The organism is Zooshikella harenae (assembly GCF_018837975.1).
Classification (GTDB): Bacteria; Pseudomonadota; Gammaproteobacteria; order Pseudomonadales; family Zooshikellaceae; genus Zooshikella; species Zooshikella harenae.
On sequence record NZ_JAGSOY010000001.1, the window covers coordinates 62,255 to 82,855 of the forward strand.

16 protein-coding genes are annotated in these 20,601 nt (G+C 40.4%); 5 read left to right on the plus strand and 11 right to left on the minus strand.

The annotated features are described in order from the left end of the window. Window positions 1-24: 24 nt before the first annotated feature. From KCG35_RS00280 to tkt, 10 genes are all read right to left on the minus strand, one after another. A complete protein-coding gene (locus KCG35_RS00280) occupies window positions 25-1,728 on the minus strand; it encodes an ABC transporter substrate-binding protein (protein ID WP_230408916.1) in 1,704 nt (567 codons plus the stop codon). Window positions 1,729-2,065: 337 nt separating this feature from the next. After that, the gene (locus KCG35_RS00285; RefSeq protein ID WP_215817656.1) at window positions 2,066-2,962 is read right to left on the minus strand and encodes an ABC transporter ATP-binding protein; all 897 of its coding nucleotides are present in this window, start codon (window positions 2,960-2,962) and stop codon (window positions 2,066-2,068) included. An 11-nt stretch (window positions 2,963-2,973) separates the two neighbouring features. Continuing rightward, window positions 2,974-3,807: an ABC transporter permease gene (locus KCG35_RS00290; protein ID WP_215817657.1), complete on the minus strand. Its 834-nt coding sequence runs from the start codon at window positions 3,805-3,807 to the stop codon at window positions 2,974-2,976. Window positions 3,808-5,972: 2,165 nt separating this feature from the next. Then, window positions 5,973-6,125, minus strand: a complete 153-nt coding sequence (locus KCG35_RS26890; RefSeq protein ID WP_309227233.1) for a DUF5989 family protein — start codon at window positions 6,123-6,125, stop codon at window positions 5,973-5,975. Further along, window positions 6,125-6,520, minus strand: a complete 396-nt coding sequence (locus tag KCG35_RS00300) for an SxtJ family membrane protein (RefSeq protein WP_215817659.1) — start codon at window positions 6,518-6,520, stop codon at window positions 6,125-6,127. Before KCG35_RS00300 ends, KCG35_RS26890 begins: the two co-directional genes overlap by 1 nt. Continuing rightward, entirely contained in the window at window positions 6,507-8,333 is a 1,827-nt protein-coding gene (locus KCG35_RS00305) for a carbamoyltransferase family protein (RefSeq protein WP_215817660.1), read from the minus strand. The genes KCG35_RS00300 and KCG35_RS00305 overlap by 14 nt, the downstream gene beginning before the upstream one ends. A gap of 205 nt (window positions 8,334-8,538) precedes the next feature. Next, window positions 8,539-9,570 carry a class II fructose-bisphosphate aldolase gene (gene fbaA / locus KCG35_RS00310; protein WP_215817661.1) on the minus strand — a complete coding sequence of 344 codons (1,032 nt, stop codon included), beginning with the start codon at window positions 9,568-9,570 and terminating at the stop codon, window positions 8,539-8,541. A gap of 123 nt (window positions 9,571-9,693) precedes the next feature. After that, window positions 9,694-10,860, minus strand: a complete 1,167-nt coding sequence (locus KCG35_RS00315) for a phosphoglycerate kinase (protein WP_215817662.1) — start codon at window positions 10,858-10,860, stop codon at window positions 9,694-9,696. 170 nt (window positions 10,861-11,030) lie between these two features. Next, a complete protein-coding gene (gene gap / locus KCG35_RS00320) occupies window positions 11,031-12,050 on the minus strand; it encodes a type I glyceraldehyde-3-phosphate dehydrogenase (RefSeq protein ID WP_215817663.1) in 1,020 nt (339 codons plus the stop codon). Window positions 12,051-12,320: 270 nt separating this feature from the next. After that, a complete protein-coding gene (gene tkt / locus KCG35_RS00325; protein ID WP_215817788.1) occupies window positions 12,321-14,324 on the minus strand; it encodes a transketolase in 2,004 nt (667 codons plus the stop codon). Between the two features lie 218 nt (window positions 14,325-14,542). On the opposite strand from tkt, the gene KCG35_RS00330 reads away from it, so the two are divergent. The 5 genes from KCG35_RS00330 (at window position 14,543) to KCG35_RS00350 (ending at window position 20,024) form a co-directional block, all read left to right on the plus strand. Further along, the gene (locus KCG35_RS00330) at window positions 14,543-15,559 is read left to right on the plus strand and encodes an ArsR/SmtB family transcription factor (protein ID WP_215817664.1); all 1,017 of its coding nucleotides are present in this window, start codon (window positions 14,543-14,545) and stop codon (window positions 15,557-15,559) included. A 23-nt stretch (window positions 15,560-15,582) separates the two neighbouring features. After that, the gene (metK, locus tag KCG35_RS00335; RefSeq protein WP_215817665.1) at window positions 15,583-16,743 is read left to right on the plus strand and encodes a methionine adenosyltransferase; all 1,161 of its coding nucleotides are present in this window, start codon (window positions 15,583-15,585) and stop codon (window positions 16,741-16,743) included. Window positions 16,744-16,922: 179 nt separating this feature from the next. Further along, entirely contained in the window at window positions 16,923-18,293 is a 1,371-nt protein-coding gene (ahcY, locus tag KCG35_RS00340; protein WP_215817666.1) for an adenosylhomocysteinase, read from the plus strand. A 78-nt stretch (window positions 18,294-18,371) separates the two neighbouring features. Beyond that, a complete protein-coding gene (gene metF / locus KCG35_RS00345; protein ID WP_215817667.1) occupies window positions 18,372-19,235 on the plus strand; it encodes a methylenetetrahydrofolate reductase [NAD(P)H] in 864 nt (287 codons plus the stop codon). 60 nt (window positions 19,236-19,295) lie between these two features. Beyond that, window positions 19,296-20,024 carry a 16S rRNA (uracil(1498)-N(3))-methyltransferase gene (locus tag KCG35_RS00350; protein ID WP_215817668.1) on the plus strand — a complete coding sequence of 243 codons (729 nt, stop codon included), beginning with the start codon at window positions 19,296-19,298 and terminating at the stop codon, window positions 20,022-20,024. Between the two features lie 75 nt (window positions 20,025-20,099). Here the strand turns inward: KCG35_RS00350 and KCG35_RS00355 are convergent, their stop codons facing one another. Next, window positions 20,100-20,579, minus strand: coding sequence for a chemotaxis protein CheW (locus tag KCG35_RS00355; protein ID WP_215817669.1), 480 nt, complete (start codon window positions 20,577-20,579; stop codon window positions 20,100-20,102). Between the last annotated feature and the right edge of the window lie 22 nt (window positions 20,580-20,601).

Consider the following 20,601-nt stretch of genomic DNA (forward strand, 5'->3'; position numbering starts at 1 on the left):
TACCTTGACTACTTTTCAGATTGCCTATAATGGCCTAAACACGGATGACTCTGCTTCTACTTGCAAAATTCTAAACTGCACCCGCATATTTGACCGCCATTGCTTTTCTGTTTTTGGTACACAAGGATCAGCGCCACACACTCCTGTTTTTGGAGCACTAATACCATGGCCGATAACAGCAAACTGGGAAGGATCTAGTGAAACACCTTTATTTTTTGAAAAATCAATAATGTTATCACGCACTTCTTGCGCCCGACTCAAACTTAAATTACGTGCAGCTTGTTTTATCCGACCTAATACCATTCGCGAAGCATTAGCTTTTCGCTTTCGCAAATAATTCATCGGATCACTGTGCCCTTCTATGGTGATAATAGCGCCACCATAAGTACTGGCTAAATCCATTACCTTTTTAAATGCATCTTCATACAATTCAGCAGAAAAAGTTTTTTGGTTTGGCTTAAAGAATACTTCAAAAGAAAATAACTCTCCTTGATCAAGACTTCCCTGTTGCTGTTTTTGAGTAACCAGTGCAGCGACCTTGCTTTCATCAAACTTAGGCACTTCAGCCACATTTATTTGTGATAATCCCTTTTTAAGCTTGTCATAATCCCATCTTGCTTGTGCAACTTCTTGTTGTTGCTGTAATAAACCGACTTGATGTAATCCATGTTGACTTTCTTTAACAATAACTGCAAAGCGGCGAGGGTAAGCATTGTTTTTAAAAAACTTAACATTTCCATCATATCCCACATGGCGAGCATCCTGATACATGCCCTCAGCATCAGCAAGTGCCTGCTCACTATCCAGCAGCCCTTTCGCTGCTGCCCGCATCATTTGTTCATACGCTTTGCTATCCGCTGTACGTTGCTGGACAACATTACTCATAGACTCTTGTCCAAGTAATAAGCTGCGTGCAAATTTTTCTACCACATCACGATGTTGTTTGAAAAAATCGCTACGCACTGCATAAACATCTGCAATTACTGTATCTGCAGTTTTTGTAGATAATAAAATTTTTGCACCTTTAACTGAATCCTCTGCACCTGTTCCTACACTACCACCAGAGGTCAGTGCCAATGCATCAGGAATAATAACAAATGCAGCATCAATATCTTTTTCATATAATGCAGCCATAGGACTATTGTCAGTACCTGTTAGATCTTTGACCCAACGGACATTAATATCCTTAAACGTTAAACCTGCATCAGCAAGAATCCGTGATAAATAATCAACATGAGGACCATAAGCTTGTAATACGACTGTTTTGCCTCTTAAATCTTTAACCGTTTTAATCCCGGATTTAACGACAAGTGCATCCCCACCAGCTGAATCGGTTAATTTGTAAATAACAATGGGCTTTGTCTTAGCGTCTTTACTAATAACATCCATTGCCATGTTCAACATACCAATAGTGCCTCGGAGAAAAGGTGAATCACCCTTCAAATAATGTTGAACTTGTTTTGCAAAATCATCTTCACGGGTTAACTTTAATTTGAGTCCCTGCTGTGAAACAATCGAATTTGCTTGAGTAGAAAGGTTATTACCATTGGCATGAATAACGGCAATGTCTCCCCCCCAACTAATAAAAGGCACCTGCAATACATCACCTTCCACAGGCCCTACTTGGGCTGACACCACTTGGTTTAAAGGCTTAATATTTATGTATTCAACCGCTACAGCTAAACTGCTTAATAGTAGGCTTGCGGTCACTACTAATGCTCGCAGCATATGCCTCTCCTTCATTTTGAATCTTGTTGTTATCAATCTTTAATATGCAGTATTTTTTGCGGATACAAATTGATTTATTACAGCCTTTGTACTGACAGGCCCATTCTCAATCATGGTATTCAACCCTTCACATTGAGTATATGATCTACACTATAGCTGTTTTAAGGTACTTCTTAGCGAAATAAAACTGCGAAATCATACGCTGTTTACTTTTTTAAGACAGTGAAAGGCACAAATTTTTACATATTTCTTAATTTTTAATCGCAAAAAAGCAAATCTAAACAATTACTAACAATAACAGTGTATGTATGCTTAAAATATGTCACTTATTTCGTATCTAATACTCATTTAGCGTTCTAAATGAGTCAGGGTGATTTAAGTTAAAAGTATCAACGTGTTGTCTTATTTCTGGATTGAACCCTTCTCTCCGTACAGATTCAATAAGATCTCTAAACTCCATTTGATCTTTAATCACTGTACTGCCTGCAATATTTTTAAGTGGGTGATCGGCTACTATCTTGCCACCCCGGTTCACATCAGGATCATTACCTCGATCATCAGTATAATACTGAGACAACACTAATAGTCGTGAACCTAAAAAGCAGGCTTCTTCCAAGTCATGAGTCACAAAAAATATTGTTAGCTGCTCTTTTTCCCAAATATCCAATAAAAAAATCTGTAAATCTTCACGTGTATCAGGGTCTAAAGCACCAAATGGCTCATCCATCAACAATACGGGATGTTTCATAATGAGTGCTTGGGCAATGGCTGCACGTTGTTGCATTCCCCCTGAAAGTTCATGAGGGTATTTTTCTGCTGCCTCAGTCAGGCGTACTCTTTCAAGTAAACTCATTGCTTCTTCTTTCCACCCTGACTGACGTCGCCATGGCATCCACCAACGTTGATGAGTAAGGTGTTTTCCTAACAAAACATTATCTAAAACCGATAAATGAGGGAAAAGTGAATACCTCTGAAAGACAATCCCTCGATATGGATCAGGAAAACCAGCAGGTTGTCCTTCAACCAAAATTGATCCCTGATTGGCCTGTTCCTGTCCAAGTATCAGACGTAGCAATGTGGACTTTCCACAACCACTTGGTCCCACTAATGTACAAAACTCACCGTGTGATACGTGCAGGTCAATATCATCTAACACACACTTGGAGCCATAGTTTTTAACTACATCTGTTATTTCAAGCTTTTTGAAAGCTGCACCAGATCCTGTTGAAGTCATACGATTTACCTTTACTTTTTGCTCTCTGCGTACCAGCTAAACATTTTCCGATTAAGCAGGCTTAACAGGAAATCAAGGGTAAAACCCAGAAAAGTAATCCAGGCAACATACGGGATAATGACATCCATTGCTAAATATCGGCGCATAAGGAATATACGATACCCTAGCCCTTCTGTTGCAGCTATCGCTTCTGAAGCAATTAAAAAGAGCCATGCAGCACCAAGGCACAAACGTAACGAGTCAATAGCCCTAGGCAATACCTGCGGTAAAATAATGCGATAGGTTAAAGCCATTGACGATGCCCCCATAGTCAGTGATTTTACCAACTGCTCACTTGGAACCTTGATCACCGATAAATATATATCCCGAGTCATTATTGGAAACGTACCAATAAAAATAAGTGCAACTTTTCCAAACTCATCAACGCCAAATGCAATGAATAAAATGGGTAAAATCGCCAATGGAGGAACCATTGCAATCATTGTAATAAACGCTAACAATACAGACCTAAAACCAACAAACAAGCCAATATTCAAGCCTAATAAAATGGCAACAAGTAACGCACTACCTACTCCAATAACAATTCTCGTCAAACTGGCGAGCGTATCTTGCCACAACAAATAATCTCCAGTTCGACGGTCAGGAGCAAAAGCCATCCGCTGAATAGCATCTCCCATTTGCGATAAACTTGGCAGAATCTTATCTGCAGGGTTTTCAGCCAAACGTGCATCTGAGGCCCATAAGTAAACAACTATTACTAGGACAAAAGGTAATAATATTAGCAAACGCTTTAGCCATGCAGGTGGACTGGCATGTAGGCCTATGACTAATGGTGGTTTATTCATGAAATAACACCTTATAAACGATCACTATGTTTGTACATACTACACTATAAAGGTAGTCATTGATCACTCACTGAAGAAACTCATCAACATTTTGAGGTTACTCACATATTGTTTAAATAGCTTTTATCAATCCTCTTTGCGGTAAGCCACATCATGTGATGCCTAAATACTTCAATCACTCCAAAGCGAAGCAATTTTCAAACATTAAGAACGTGAATCTCTATTGAACGTGGGGCTAATCTACTAGAACTAATGAATATGAAAACGCTAGTCGGGGTTTATTAAGAATTAAGAAAATAATTAATATAAAAAGGTAACGTAATTATAATAATTAAAACGTTATGCTCTACGTAATAGAATGGTTACACTCTAAAACTCTGTAACAATAGAATGCCTACAATCCCCTGTTATGACAAACAAACTTCATCAAATCTTTATGTCACATTATTTTAACAAAAAATGTCGATTATGCGCAATAATTATAGAAGGAACTGACGCCACAAAAAAACAAAACCACCGTGCAGGGTATTGTGGTATTAGTCTTATAGCTGCTTATAACGTAAGGAGTAGTCCAATCACTACCTACAATAACAACTTTTACTCAATAACTATTGATCCAATCTCTACAAATAACACTTCCACTACGATCATAAACAAGAGGAATGCTAGAGATAACTGATTAATAATCAACCAACCCAAATACATACATAAAGTTAATTATACGTATTTAATAAACAAAGAAATAGGATATGGGATATCTGTAAAATATAAAAGCCTAAAATCGGTTCCACTGAAACAGTTTAATATACACATAAATACTTTTTACTCGGATTTATTCATATAAATATGTTTAACCTGAGCAAAGTTTCCCATTGGCTTCAACCACTTTAATTCTTTTGCAGTCAAGGTAGGTAAATTACTTGTGTCCATATTACTAATTAGCGCTCGATCAAAAACCATCCAGTAGTTTTTCTTATTGATAAAAATTACACCAGAATACAACTCACTATTTGCTAAAGCAAAACCTTGAACAAACTCTGGTAACGCCTTAGCCACTGTATCAGCTATAGTCTGAGCAATCACGCTGTATCCTGACAACACAGGATGACCATTTCCATCTTTTGGATATAACATAACGCGACGTGAAGCTGCCACCTGTAAGGGCTCAACAATATCCACATACTTACTGCCAGCCCCAAGCTTACTTAACTCACCACTTAACCATTTTATTCTTGTTTCTTCATTTGTGATTAGATTCTTATAATGGGCTGGAATGTCTAGCCCAACTTCTGCATTTATTTTATTTTTATAAACTAATTCTTTTGTAGGAATAATAGTGTAAAACACTTTAATATTTAAAGGTCTTAAAATGCTTCTTATATCTTTAGCGACTTGTAGCATTATTTTGTAACCTACATCAACTACAGGTGATTGTAGGTTATTCTCACCTCGCAATTTAGGAGTAAAAATGGTGGAAACACCATCAGAAAAATTAACTGGCCACTGATACTTTTTAGGCTCCGGAAATTCAACCATAGGAGCATCGCTAGAGGATAAGTTGGTATCAAGCCTATACCGTACCCAAAGGTCAGATCCATACGCCAAACTAAAGGACTCTAAAGGATCATTACCCGTATAAAAAGCGACAATAAGAATGATGGGCTGGAAAACTGAAGCATTTCTCGCAGCCTCAAAGTATTGAATTGCCCCCCAGCCACCAGTAGCCATTGCGTATTGAGTTACATATTTTTGATTAGATGCTAAGTAATTATTAAAGATATGTGGCCAATTATATATAATAGGAGCATTATTACCATAAGTTTGACTATCTCCTACAATCACTATTTCTGCTTGATTGGGTACCCCAAAGTTTCTAAACCCTAAAATATCATGAGGACCAACACCACTCACCTCAGGTAATAACGGCTTAGCTCTCACTTTGAAAACGGGATCTTGTATGAGAAAATCCACAGACTTAATGTCCTCTTCCCTAAAAATATTGTCAAAGAAAGGTGGGACTTTCTTATCTATTTGAACTAACTGTAAGTCAGTTCCTTTACCAAGCAGACCTGGCGACAAATACCTCAATATAAGCAAAGCGATAGCTAGTAACAGTAAAGTTATTAAGCCAATGGCCGTATACTCTTTTAGCTTTTCGTTCATAATCAAAATAATGTATAAATAAAAGGAGCAATAGCTGAGCCTTGGGATAGAACGATCAAGGCTCCCAATAATATAAATACTGTAATAATTGGCATTAACCAGTATTTTTTTCGGGTTTTCATCAATCCCCATAGGTCTTTCATTAAGTCCCACATTAGAAAGGCCTCTCAAAGTCAAATACTTTCATATGGTCAGACTGTACAATATAGCTATTTTTAGGCTCACCTTGATCAGGTATAATTTCTAGCTTATTCAACTTTCTCAAAACAAACCCAAAAGGTGTTATTACAATAAAAAAAAGTAACCCTAATATTAAGAAAGTATTAATTTTACCCAGAACTCCAGCAAACCTCATCCACCCATTAAATAACTTCTTTTTGATACCAAAGCTCGCAAATAGCACTAAACAAGATATTATAGCAATAATAAAAGGCCATACCGGAATACTATATTCAAAAAGCCATGGAAAGAAAAAGCCAAAAATCAGTATTACCACACCACCAAAGAGAACAAAAAAAGTATTGATCTCTTTCTTATTAATCTGGTTCATAGTTCTTTTTCCAATTTCTTGCTAAAAGTTCTTTGGACTGTTTATTTTTATAAATAACAACGTGCTCTAAAACCAATATATCCATATCTGTGGCCATAAAACATTCAAAGGCATCCTTTGGAGAACATACTGGAGGCTCTCCTCGCACATTAAAAGATGTATTAATTAGCATCGGAACACCTGTAAGTTGGTAAAAGCTATAAATAAGCTTATGAAATTTTGGGTTAGTTTCTTTATTGACTGTTTGCAATCTTGCTGAGTAGTCTGCATGAGTTATAGCAGGCACATCAGACTTTTCAATATTTAACAACTCTAACCCTTTTACATGATCAGGAATTTTTCTCCGATGATTTTCTTTTACTGGAGCAGTAAATAACATGTAAGGGCTTATCTGTGCGAAGTCAAAATAATCTTCAGTGTATTCTTCCAATACTGCAGGAGCAAATGGTCTAAATGACTCTCTAAATTTAATCTTCATATTCATTTTCATTTGCATATCAGGAGAACGAGGATCTCCAATGATAGACCTACCACCTAAAGCCCTTGGCCCAAACTCCATTGGCCCTTGATACCAGCCAACAACATTTTGATTATTAATTTCACTTGCTACTTCAACAAACAGCTCATCTTCAGATCTAAGTGAATAAACAGCATTAACACTATCCAGATACTGCGTTATCTCTGCTACTGAGTATGAATTTCCAAGAAATGCCCCCCTCATACTATCTTTATCATTAATACTTCTTTCTTTTTTAAAATGTAAATGCCACAACGCTAATGCCGCACCTAGAGAGCCTCCTGCATCTCCTGAAGCAGGTTGAACCCAAATGTTAGAAAAGGGTCCATTATTTAATAAAGCACTATTAGCAACACAGTTAAGTGCCACACCACCTGCCAAACAAATGGAATTTGTTGGCTCCTCTTTATTGACGGTATAGGCAAGTTTTAAAACAACATCTTCAGTCACTTCCTGTATTGATGCTGCAATATCAAGATCTAGCTGCCGAATAGGCTGATCCGACTTTCTTGGTTCAGCGTTAAATAACTTTGAAAATGAATCATTTGTCATCCTAAGCCCAGTAACATAATCAAAGTACTCCATGTTTAATTTATATGATCCATCTTTTTTTATCTCAATAATTTTTTCTCGTATTAATTTACTATACTTTGCCTCCCCGTAAGGAGCTAACCCCATTAATTTATACTCACCACTATTAACCCTAAAGCCCGTAAAATATGTAAACGCAGAATAAAGTAACCCAACAGAGTGAGGGAAATTTATTTGCCATAAAGGTGTAATTTTATCTTTTTCTCCTAACCATGCACTCGACGTAGCCCACTCGCCAACCCCATCGAGACAAAGAATAACTGACCGTTCAAATGGGGAAGGATAAAATGCTGAAGCGGCATGAGATAAATGATGTTCAGAAAAGAGTAATTTTCCTTTAAACTTTTCTTCGGCAATGCTATGAAGCTGCTGTTTAATTTCCTTTTTAAGATAAAGCTTTTCCTTAAGCCAGATAGGCATTGAGGTTTTAAATGACTGCCACCCCTTTGGAGCATATGCCAAGTAACTTTCCACCAAGCGTTCGAACTTCAACAATGGCTTATCATAAAAAACCACACAGTCAATATCCGACAAAAGAATACCTGCTGATGATAAACACATCTTTATCGCATTCACAGGAAACCCTGCATCATGCTTTACGCGACTAAATCTCTCCTCTTGTAAAGCATATAAAATCCTTCCATTTTTTAATAAGGCCGCAGCACTATCATGATAATAAGCAGAAATACCCAATATATATGTCATTACACTTTTCTTTCGTCCAAGCACTTATATTCATAAATATAGTTAATACTCTAGTTCAATGAATGACACCTGTTATATTTTTACAGAAACGTGAATAAAACGTATTAAAGAAATGAATAGCTATTTAGTACAGTATTAAAAAATAGTGTCACACTAATGAAAAAGGGGCCATAAGGCCCCTTTTAGAATAGCTAAACTAAATTGTTTAGATATTTTTACCCAGCGAAGTATTTTCAGAACGCAAGTCACGACATGCTTGAGCAATACGCTCAGCCATACCTTGCTCTGCAGCTTTACCCCAAGAGCGAGGATCGTAAACTTTCTTGTTGCCTACTTCACCTTCAACTTTCAATACACCGTCATAGTTTTTAAACATATGATCTACAACAGGACGTGTAAATGCATATTGTGTATCAGTGTCGATATTCATTTTAATAACACCGTACCCCAGTGTTTCATGAATTTCGTGTAATTCGGAGCCTGAACCACCATGAAATACTAAGTCTAAACGAGTATCTTCACCTAGCGCTTTTGCTACAGCATCCTGTCCATCACGCAAAATAGTAGGTTTCAGTTTAACGTTACCAGGCTTGTAAACACCATGTACGTTACCAAACGTGGCTGCTAACAAGAAACGGCCCATTGAACCAATTTCTTTCGCTGCCATAACCATATCTTCTGGAGTAGTGTAAAGCTTGTCAGCCGAAACACCTGAAGTGTCGTGGCCGTCTTCTTCACCACCCACAACACCTGTTTCAATTTCCAGAATAATTTCGTTAGCAACACAGTCAGCCATGATTTTTTTAGACTCTGCAATGTTTTGCTCCATTGGCAATGCAGAACCGTCATACATATGAGAGTTAAACAGATTTGGTAAACCTGCCGCGCGACGCTTTTTCGTTTCTTCAATCAGCGGTTTTAAAAATGAATCAACATACTCTGGGTGACAGTGGTCTGTATGCAGTGCAATGTTAATATCATATTCTTCAGCAAGAATATGTACATAAACAGCCAACGCAATGGCACCTTTAGCCATTGAGCCTACAGCCTGACCTGAAGCGAACTTTCCACCACCAGTTGATACTTGAATAATGCCATCAGAGTTTGCCATTTTAAAACCCAGCAATGCTGCATTAGCTGTTTCACTGGAAGACACATTAATAGCAGGATAAGCAAATTTATTTTTCTTGGCATTATCCAGCATTTGACAATACTGTTGGTAATTAACCACTGGCATGATGCGTTTTCTCCAATTATTTTAAAAAGTTGGCAGCGTAATGGATTCAGTTTAGTGAAAAAACCATTACCTTAAATTCTAACAACCAAGCGCAAAGCACTTGGTTATAGATGCTATCAATAATTAACTTTTTTGAGCACGCTCTTCAAGCATTGCTACAGCAGGCAGTTTTTTGCCTTCTACAAATTCTAAAAAAGCCCCACCACCTGTAGAGATGTAAGATACTTTCTCAGCAATATCATATTTATCAATTGCTGCAAGCGTATCGCCACCACCAGCTAAAGAAAAAGCATCACTATTCGCAATGGCAAGTGAAAGTGCTTTTGTACCTTCGCCAAACTGGTCAAACTCGAAAACACCTACAGGTCCATTCCAGATAATGGTTTTAGTTTCTGCCAGCAATGCAGCAAACTGTTTTGCAGTTTCAGGACCAATATCTAAAATCATATCGTCATCGGCAACATCATCCACAGACTTAATGGTGGCTTCAGCGGACTCAGAAAATTCTTTAGCGGTGACAACATCAACAGGCAATGGAATGTTGGTTTTTGCCATTAGCTTTTTAGCTTCAGAAATCAAGTCATGCTCACAGAGAGACTTACCTACTGGTTTGCCTGCAGCTGCTAAAAATGTATTAGCGATACCACCACCCACAATCAATTGATCAACTACATTTGATAGTGACTCAAGTACTGTCAGCTTAGTGGATACCTTAGAACCACCCACAATAGCAGCAACAGGTTTAGCTGGACTCAGCAGTGCTTTTGCTAAAGCATCCAATTCATTTGCTAGCAAAGGTCCTGCACACGCTACTGGAGCATATTGTCCAACGCCATGGGTAGAGGCTTGAGCACGGTGAGCTGTACCGAACGCATCCATAACGTATACATCACACAGCGCAGCCATTTTTTTAGCTAACGCTTCATCATTCTTTTTCTCGCCTTTGTTAAAGCGAACATTTTCTAGCAGTACAACTTCTCCAGCACTTAATTCTACGCCATCAAGCCAGTCTTTAACCAAGCGAACTGGTTGGCCTAGTTTTTCACTCATATATTCTGCAACAGGCGCTAAAGAAAACTCTTCAGCATATTCGCCTTCTGTTGGACGACCCAAGTGGGACATCAGCATCACTTTTGCACCGGCAGCGATGGCTTGCTTAACCGTTGGCAAAGAAGCCATGATACGAGCATCACTGGCTACCTTTCCATTTTTTACGGGAACGTTTAGATCTTCACGGATAAGTACTCGCTTGCCCGCCAGATCAAGATCAGTCATTTTCGATATGGTCATGCTGTTTCCTATATACCTTCTTGTTGCAACGTATTACTCGACACACATCTGTTATTTGCGACATTGTCTATGAAGGCTCCTTATTCACTGTATTTATTAGTTTATGTGATATCTCAGGAACACTCGACAACATCATAAGATGTAGTGTAATAGAGAATTTTTATGTTGTTTCAAGCCATCTGCTTAAGCCAATGTAAACTGACGTCCAGCATACGATTGGCAAATCCCCACTCGTTATCAAACCAGGTGACCATTTTCACCATCTGACCACGAATAACTTTGGTTTGGGTCAAGTCAACTATAGATGAGTGTGAATCATGGTTAAAATCACACGAAACAAGTGGCTCTTCAACATATCTCATCAGCCCTCTTAATGGGCCTCGAGCCGTTTGACGGATCATTTCATTAATTTCCGCCACGGTTGTTGTACGTTTTACCTGTACCGTTAAATCCATTGCCGACACATTAATTGTAGGCACACGCATTGATAAGGCAGCAAAGCACCCAGCTAAATGTGGCATCAGTCGATCAATGCCCTTAGCCAATCCAGTATCTCTCGGAATAATTGATTGCATAGCACTTCGCGTTAGACGTAAGTCTGTATGGTGATAGGCATCAATAACCGGTTGATCATTCATAGCTGAATGGATTGTCGTGATGGAGCCATGCTCAATACCAAAATGGTCGTCTAATGTTTTTAGTACAGGAACAATACAATTGGTGGTGCAAGACGCATTGGAAACAATTCTGTGGAAAGGTTTTAATTGTACTTCGTTGATACCGTAAACAATCGTGGCATCAACTGTAGGTTCTGCTGGTTGTGAAAACAGTAGCCGTTTAGCACCACTTTGCAGATGCACTTCGGCAGTCTCTCTATCCGAATAGGTGCCCGTACATTCCAAAACCAAATCAATCCCGAGTGCCTCCCAAGGCAAATTTTTAGGCTCAGGATGATTAAGTAGCTGAATTTGGTCCCCATTAACAACCAAAGAATTATTTTCTTGTCTGACTTGAGCAGGGAAATAACCATGCGTAGTATCAAAACGGGTAAGATAGGCAATTGTTTCAGGGTCAGCTAACTCATTAATGGCTACTACTTGCAGGTGCTGGCGATATCGATTTTCATATAGCGCCCTTAATACGCACTGCCCAATTCGACCATAACCATTAATTGCTATACGGTGGGCCATTAAGTTACTGGATACCTCACTCTAAGTTTCACTTCTGAAAATAAACTCCAATCAGGTAAACACTTTATTTAGGAGCGACTCGCCTATTATATGTTGTTGTTAATAGCCGCGTAATGTTTGCATTAGACTACTTAGTAGTACTTATTAGTCACTGTCAAGCTTAGCAAAGTAACGAATTAACCTCTACTAAATGCTTTGTTATTGAGCTTTAGAAAAACTGCCCCATAACTAAAATGGGCGACTAACGCCGCCCATTTCTGCTTGTCTGTATTAAATATCAGAAAGTAAATCTTCTGCGGTATTAACGACATGATCGACTGTAAAGCCGAACATCTCAAATAATTCACCTGCAGGTGCTGATTCACCATAGGTTGTCATACCAACAATACGACCATCCAAGCCAACATATTTATACCAGAAGTCAGCATGAGCTGCTTCAATGGCAATTCTTGCGGTGATTTCTAAAGGCAGAACTGACTGTTTGTATTCAACTGACTGCTCATCAAACACATCAGTAGATGGCATTGATACAACACGTACCTTATGACCTTTATTAGATAGTGCATCAGCGGCATCCATCGCCAAGCCAACTTCAGAACCTGTTGCAATTAAAATCAAATCAGGGGTTCCTTCGCTATCACGCAGAACATAACCACCTTTAGCTACATCAGCCACCTGAGCTTCTGTACGTTCTTGATGAGGAAGATTTTGACGAGAGAAAATCAATGCTGAAGGGCCATCAGCACGTTCTATGGCAGATTTCCATGCTACCGCCGTTTCAACGGTATCACATGGGCGCCACATTGCCAGGTTGGGTGTTGATCTTAAGTTAGCCAGCTGTTCAATTGGTTGATGGGTAGGACCATCTTCACCAAGGCCAATAGAGTCATGAGTGTATACAAAAATACTGCGCGTTTTCATCAAAGCAGCCATACGTACTGCATTACGTGCATATTCCATGAATACCAGGAATGTCGCACCATAAGGTACAAAACCACCATGCAGTGCTAAGCCATTCATGATCGCAGACATACCGAACTCACGAACCCCATAAAACAGGTAGTTACCTGCAGGCATGTCTTTGCTTACACCCACACAGCCTTTCCATAGGGTCAAGTTAGAACCCGCAAGGTCAGCTGAACCACCCATAAATTCTGGCAGTAATGGGCCAAAAGCATTGAGTGTATTTTGCGATGCTTTACGACTAGCAATAGTCTCGCCAGTCAATTGGCAGTCACGAATATACTGATCAGCTTTAGCAGAAAAGTCAGCTGGCAATTCATTACTCATACGACGGCTAAACTCAACAGCTAAATCTGGGTATTCTTTTTGATAAGCAGCAAATAAGTCATTCCACTGTTTTTCACGGCTAGCTCCTGCTTCTTTAGCATCCCATGCGCTATAAATGCTTTCAGGTACCTCAAAAGGCGCATGCTGCCAACCCAGCTGTTGACGAGTTAAAGCAATTTCATCATCTCCCAGTGGCGCACCATGACATTCTTCTTTACCAGACTTATTAGGAGAGCCGTAGCCAATAATGGTTTTACAACAAATTAAAGTAGGTTGTTCAGTGTTAGCACGTGCTTGCTCAATCGCCGCTTTAATAGCTTCAGGGTCATGTCCATCAACACCAGAAATAACCTGCCAGCCATAAGCTTCAAAGCGTTTGGCGGTATTATCAGTGAACCAGCCTTCAACCTCACCATCAATGGAAATACCATTATCATCATAAAAGGCAATCAGCTTACCAAGTCCCAGAGTACCAGCCAGCGAGCATACTTCATGAGAGATACCTTCCATGAGGCAGCCATCACCTAAGAATGCATAAGTATAGTGGTCAACAATCGAAAAGTTTGAGCGGTTGAATTGGCCTGCTAATACTTTTTCTGCAACAGCAAAACCTACTGCATTGGCAACACCTTGTCCCAAAGGACCCGTTGTTGTCTCAACGCCAGGCGCATAACCATACTCTGGATGCCCTGCTGTTTTAGAGTGTAATTGGCGGAAGTTTTTCAAGTCATCAATAGACAACTCATAACCGCTCAAATGCAATAAAGAGTACAACAGCATGGAGCCGTGACCATTAGATAATACAAAACGGTCACGATTACTCCACTTAGGATTCACAGGATTATGTTGCAGGTAATCGCGCCAAAGTACTTCTGCGATATCTGCCATGCCCATGGGGGCACCCGGATGACCACTTTTAGCCTTCTGTACTGCATCCATGCTAAGTGCACGAATTGCATTAGCACATTCTTTCCGAGGTGACATGGCTTCACTAGACGGCATGGAAAACTCCTAGGATGTTCAAGTAGCAACCAAAGAACGGCATTTTCGCTTTTTCTGGCCTTTACAGCAAATTTCTTGCACGTTAAAACCACCTATCAACCATCAAATATTGAAAGCTGCAAATTAATAAATAATATCTATATCAATGAGATTAGATATAGATATTGTTATCACATTTTAATGTTGCTAGACTGCCTCTCATGAAATCCCAAGACCTACTACCCAATGATACTCACACCCTTTCGATTGATCGGCTGGTCAGGCTTTGCAAAGCCTGTGCTGACCCTCAACGAATAGCTATTTTGCGGGTGTTGAAAAATAACTCATTTGGGGTTCTTGAGTTATCGGCTGTTTTGGATTGTCGACAATCTGGTGTCAGTCATCACCTAAAAGTATTAGTTCAAGCTGAATTAATTACGCACCATCGTGAAGGTAATTCGATTTTTTACCGACGAGCGGTGATTCCTCAAAGGCATCCCCTTAGATCTGTTATTCAAGGCTTATTCAATAATCTCGATCAGCTACTACTGGAAGAAAAATTCCAGCAAGGGGTTGATATGATTCGTGCTCAACGTGCTGAGTCTTCACAAGCTTTTTTTGCTCGTCATGCAGACCGGTTTAATGAGCAACAAGTACTGATTGCAGAATATGGGCAATATGCGCGGGTTGCAGCCGATGCCGTCCATGGCCTTCATTTCAAGTCAAAAAAGACAGCTATTGAGATAGGTCCAGGTGAAGGCGTATTTCTCGCAGAGCTAGCCCCACAGTTTTCACAGGTTTATGCCGTTGATAACTCACAACAAATGTTAGATCGTGCTCAAGCATTTGCTCAGGCTAATTGTCTTACCAATATTGAATTTATTCATGGGGAAGCTCAGCAAGCACTTGAGCTTGGAGTACAAGCAGACTGCGTAGTGATGAACATGGTATTACATCATGTTCCCTCACCCGCTGAACTGTTTATAACCATTGGCAAACTTCTAAAGCCAGAAGGGCATCTGGTGGTATGTGACCTTTGTCGCCATGACCAAAGCTGGGTCAGGGATAATTGTGGCGACTTATGGTTAGGGTTTGCCAGTGAAGACTTTTCTGAGTGGGCACAAAATGCTCAGTTGGAAACAGGAGAAAGCCTGTACCTTGGGCTGCGTAATGGTTTCCAGATCCAGGTACGCTGCTTTCGTAAACAATCAAAGCCAAATGAATCAAGTATCACTTAATTTCTAGAAAAGGATATGCCGTTATGGCTGAATACTCTTTGTTTACGTCAGAATCCGTCTCAGAAGGACATCCTGATAAAGTAGCGGACCAGATATCCGATGCCATTCTTGATGCCATTATAAAAGACGATCCTAATGCACGTGTAGCTGTTGAAACATTAGTTAAAACAGGCATGGTGTTGGTAGCAGGCGAAGTCCGCACTGAAACCTATGTTGATATTGAAGACCTCGTTCGCGACGTTGTACTAAAAATTGGTTATGACCATTCAGACATGGGTTTTGATGGTGCCTCTTGTGCCGTATTAAATGCGATCGGTAAACAGTCTGCTGATATCGCAATAGGTGTAGATGAAAACGATAGCAAAAAGCTAGGTGCTGGAGACCAAGGCCTGATGTTCGGCTATGCATCTAATGAAACAGATGTGCTGATGCCAGCTCCGATTACTTATGCTCACAGGTTAGTAGAACGTCAAGCCCATGTCCGTAAAAGTGGCATTTTGCCTTGGTTGCGTCCCGATGCCAAAAGCCAGGTAACCTTCCACTATGACAGCTATGGTAAACCTGTTGGTATTGATGCTGTCGTCCTTTCTACCCAGCACGAAGATGGTATTAGCCAAGAGAATATTCGTGAAGCGGTACTTGAAGAAATTATTAAACCTGTTTTACCTGCTGAGTGGCTAGGCAAACAAACAAAATACTTTATCAACCCAACAGGTAAGTTTGTTATTGGCGGGCCTGTCGGTGACTGTGGTTTAACTGGTCGGAAGATCATCGTTGATACCTATGGCGGCATGGCACGTCATGGCGGAGGAGCATTCTCTGGTAAAGATCCATCAAAAGTAGACCGTAGTGCTGCTTATGCTGGTCGCTATGTTGCCAAGAATATTGTTGCTGCAGGCCTGGCTGACCGCTGTGAAATTCAGGTTTCTTACGCTATTGGTGTCTCTGATCCAACCTCTATCAGTATTAATACCTTTGGTACAGGCAAAACATCTGATGAGAAAATTGAGGCTCTGGTACGCGAGCATTTTGACTTAACGCCACAAGGCTTAATCGACATGTTGAATTTATGTCGTCCTATTTACCAGAAAACGGCAGCCTACGGACACTTCGGCCGTGAAGAACCTGAATTTTCTTGGGAACAAACAGACAAAGCACAAATTCTTCGTGATGCCGTAAGCTGATTGCGAACTGATCAAGGACGACCGTGTTGCAACAATATATACAGCACCAAGCTTTAATTTAGTCATAAGCATTTTAATAAAACACTGCTGTAACTGTATTTTTGCAACACACTAACCTGCGCTAATACAACAAACATTGCACGTTAAATCATAAAAGGACGAATCACAGGACAAAACCTATGGCACATAATGATTACAAAGTGGCTGATATTTCTCTGGCAAATTGGGGGCACCAGGAAATAGCGATTGCAGAAACAGAAATGCCAGCCCTTATGGCTATTCGCGCCCAATACAAAAATCAAAAGCCCTTAGCAGGTGCGAAGATCTTGGGCTGTATCCACATGACTATCCAAACTGCCGTATTAATTGACACACTAATTGACCTTGGTGCTGAAGTACGCTGGTCGTCATGTAATATTTTCTCAACACAAGATCATGCTGCTGCCGCTATGGCGGATAAAGGTGTCCCGGTTTTTGCCTGGAAGGGTGAAACGGAAGAAGAATACCTGTGGTGTATTGAGCAAACCATTCTCAAGGATGGAAAGCCCTGGGGTGGAAACATGATTCTTGATGATGGTGGCGACCTCACTGAAGTACTACACAACAAATACCCTGAATTATTAGATGCTGTACATGGTATTTCTGAAGAAACCACCACAGGCGTACATCGTTTACTTGAAATGCTTGAGCAAGGCACCTTAAAAGTACCCGCCATTAACGTTAACGATGCCATCACCAAGTCCAAAAATGACAATAAATATGGCTGCCGCCATAGTTTGAATGATGCCATTAAGCGTGGAACAGATCATTTATTAGCGGGTAAAAAAGCACTTGTCATTGGTTATGGAGACGTGGGTAAAGGTTCAGCCGCGTCCCTTAGACAAGAAGGCATGATTGTTAAAGTCACCGAAATTGATCCAATCTGTGCAATGCAAGCCTGCATGGATGGCTTCGAGGTTGTATCCCCCTACATCAACGGCAAAAACACTGGCAATGCTGATGGCATTAATCAATCCCTGTTAAATACCATTGACTTAATTGTAACAACAACGGGTAATGCTGATGTTTGTGATCGTTTCATGCTTGCAGCTCTCAAGCCTGGTGCCGTTGTCAGCAACATAGGTCACTTTGATATTGAAATTGATACAGCTTACATGCGCCAGCACTGGCGTTGGGAAGAGGTTAAACCTCAGGTACATAAGATTTATCGCAGTGATAATGCCAAAGACTTCATTCTACTGCTTTCCGAAGGACGACTTGTAAACCTGGGTAATGCTACGGGTCACCCCTCTCGCATTATGGATGGCTCCTTTGCTAATCAGGTTTTAGCACAAATTCATTTATTCCAAGCTAAGTTTGCAGACCTATCCCCCACAGAAAAGACCAAAAGTCTTTATGTACGAGTGCTTCCTAAAAAACTGGATGAAGAAGTGGCTCGTTATATGGTGGAAGGTTTTGGTGGTGTTATTACCCAACTTACGCCCAAACAAGCTGAATATATTAATGTAGCTGTAGAAGGTCCTTATAAACCCGACAGCTATAAATATTAATTATATACCAGAGCACTTCCTGGCCAATCGCCTTATCTGGCCAGGAGTACATGGTAAAACTGTCGTATAGCCACAACTATGGAATCACAAAAACAGCATCCGAAACGCTTTAGTTTTGAATTTTTCCCTGCCAAAACACCCGCTGGCCAAGAAAAGCTATTAACAACGGCTAAGCGATTGGCAGAATATAAGCCTGATTTTTTTTCTGTCACCTATGGAGCTGCAGGCTCTACTCGTGATAGAACCAAAGAAACCGTACTAGCGATCACTAAAGCAACACAAGTAGATACTGCACCTCACCTATCGTGTATTGGTGCAAATAAAGAAGAAATCGCTGAGTTATTAAGTGATTATAAAGAACACCAAATTAAGCGTATTGTTGCCCTTAGGGGAGATATGCCTTCAGGTATGGGGCTGGCGTCTGGAGAACTACGTTATGCGAATGAGCTTGTCAGCTTTATTCGGGAAACAACCCAACAACAGTTTATTTTAGAGGTAGCTGCCTACCCAGAAATTCACCCTCAGGCGCCTAATGCAGAAAAAGATCTGGAGAACTTTAAACGTAAAGTTGATGCAGGCGCTAATGCAGCAATTACTCAGTATTTCTATAATGCTGACAGTTATTTTTATTTTGTTGAGCGCTGTGAAAAAATGGGAATAACCATTCCAATTACACCTGGCATTATGCCAATCACTAACTACACCAAGTTGGCTCGGTTCAGTGATGCTTGTGGTGCAGAATTACCTCGCTGGATAAGAAAACAACTAGAGGCTTATGGAGATGATATAACAAGTATTCGCCAGTTTGGTGAAGATGTTATCACTCGACTTTGTGAGCGACTCATGGATGCTGGAGCACCAGGTATTCACTTTTATACACTTAACCAAGCTGATCCCAGCCTAGCTGTGTGGAATAACCTCGACCTTTCAAATCGACGTTAATCAGGATCACTCACTATGCTATAGTTGCCGTTCTGGCAATATAGCTTAGTGATTGACCTCATGCGAATTCCTCGAATATATACATCCCAACCACTTTCTCCTACTGAATTTCTAACACTTGACTCCTTAGCCGCCAATCATGTGGGTAAAGTGCTAAGAATGAAACCAGGAGAGCAAATATATTTATTTAATGGCACTGGAGACTGTTATTTAGCAGAACTCACAGAAGTCTCTAAGAAGACAGTTGCCGTCAATGTGCTGAAAAAAAACTCAGTGCAATGTGAATCACCTTTATCAACTCACATAGGTCAGTGTTTATCTCGGGGTGAGCGTATGGACTATGCTATCCAGAAAGCTACGGAAATGGGGGTTTCGCAAATTACTCCACTATTCAGTACACGCTGTGAAGTCAAGTTACCCAAAGAACGGCAAGAAAAAAAACTACTACATTGGCGACAAATCGCCATAAGCGCCTGTGAGCAATGTGGCCGTAATGTTTTGCCAGAAATCCATGCTCCCTTACCTATTGATAAATGGCTTGCTCAGCGGACAGAAGCTCTACGCCTTGTGCTACACCATCATGCCGCAACGCCACTGGGCAACCATGAACGACCCAGCAATATTGCACTACTCATCGGACCTGAAGGTGGACTAACTGAAGAAGAAGTCAGCCTGGCAAATCAGTACAAATTTTATTCAACAACTTTTGGTCCCCGTGTCTTAAGAACTGAAACGACACCAGTAGCCGCACTCGCAGTGCTCCAATATTGCTGGGGTGATTGGCAGTAAACAGCACGCAGCTCTAAAAACCTAAAAAGCCTGCAAACTGCAGGCTTTTTAGGTTTGAAAGACTATATAGCAAGCTTAAGCTAAACCATAAGCCAAAATCATTGTTTCTAAGCTATCAAGTTTTGGAATGATCGCTGGCTCACCATGGGCAAGCACATGCATTGCTTCAAGCTCACCTTGGTTCGGTTCATCCTGAGCAATAACATCTGACTCAGTCAGTCGAACCGAATGAGGAATCCCTTGCACTACGATAGCAAAAAAAGGTAACTCTCGATTACCACTGATACTGTTAATAATCGCTACCCTAGCGTTTCGACTGGTGCCTCGATACTCTTCACCATTAGCGACTTCAAATGAAATCACAGGGATTGACTGTTCCCGCCAATTGATTTGCCCAAAATGCCACTCTGGAGTATCGCTTGAAGATGAAGGCTGCTGAAAGCCTATAATTTCAGCCACACTCACGTTTGGTAGTAGCAACATTTTATCTTGGATGGGAATTAGTAAGCTTGAAAGAACTTCATCCCGATCTTGGGTTAACTGTGCTTTTGCCATAGGGCGTTATCTCTTACTCTCT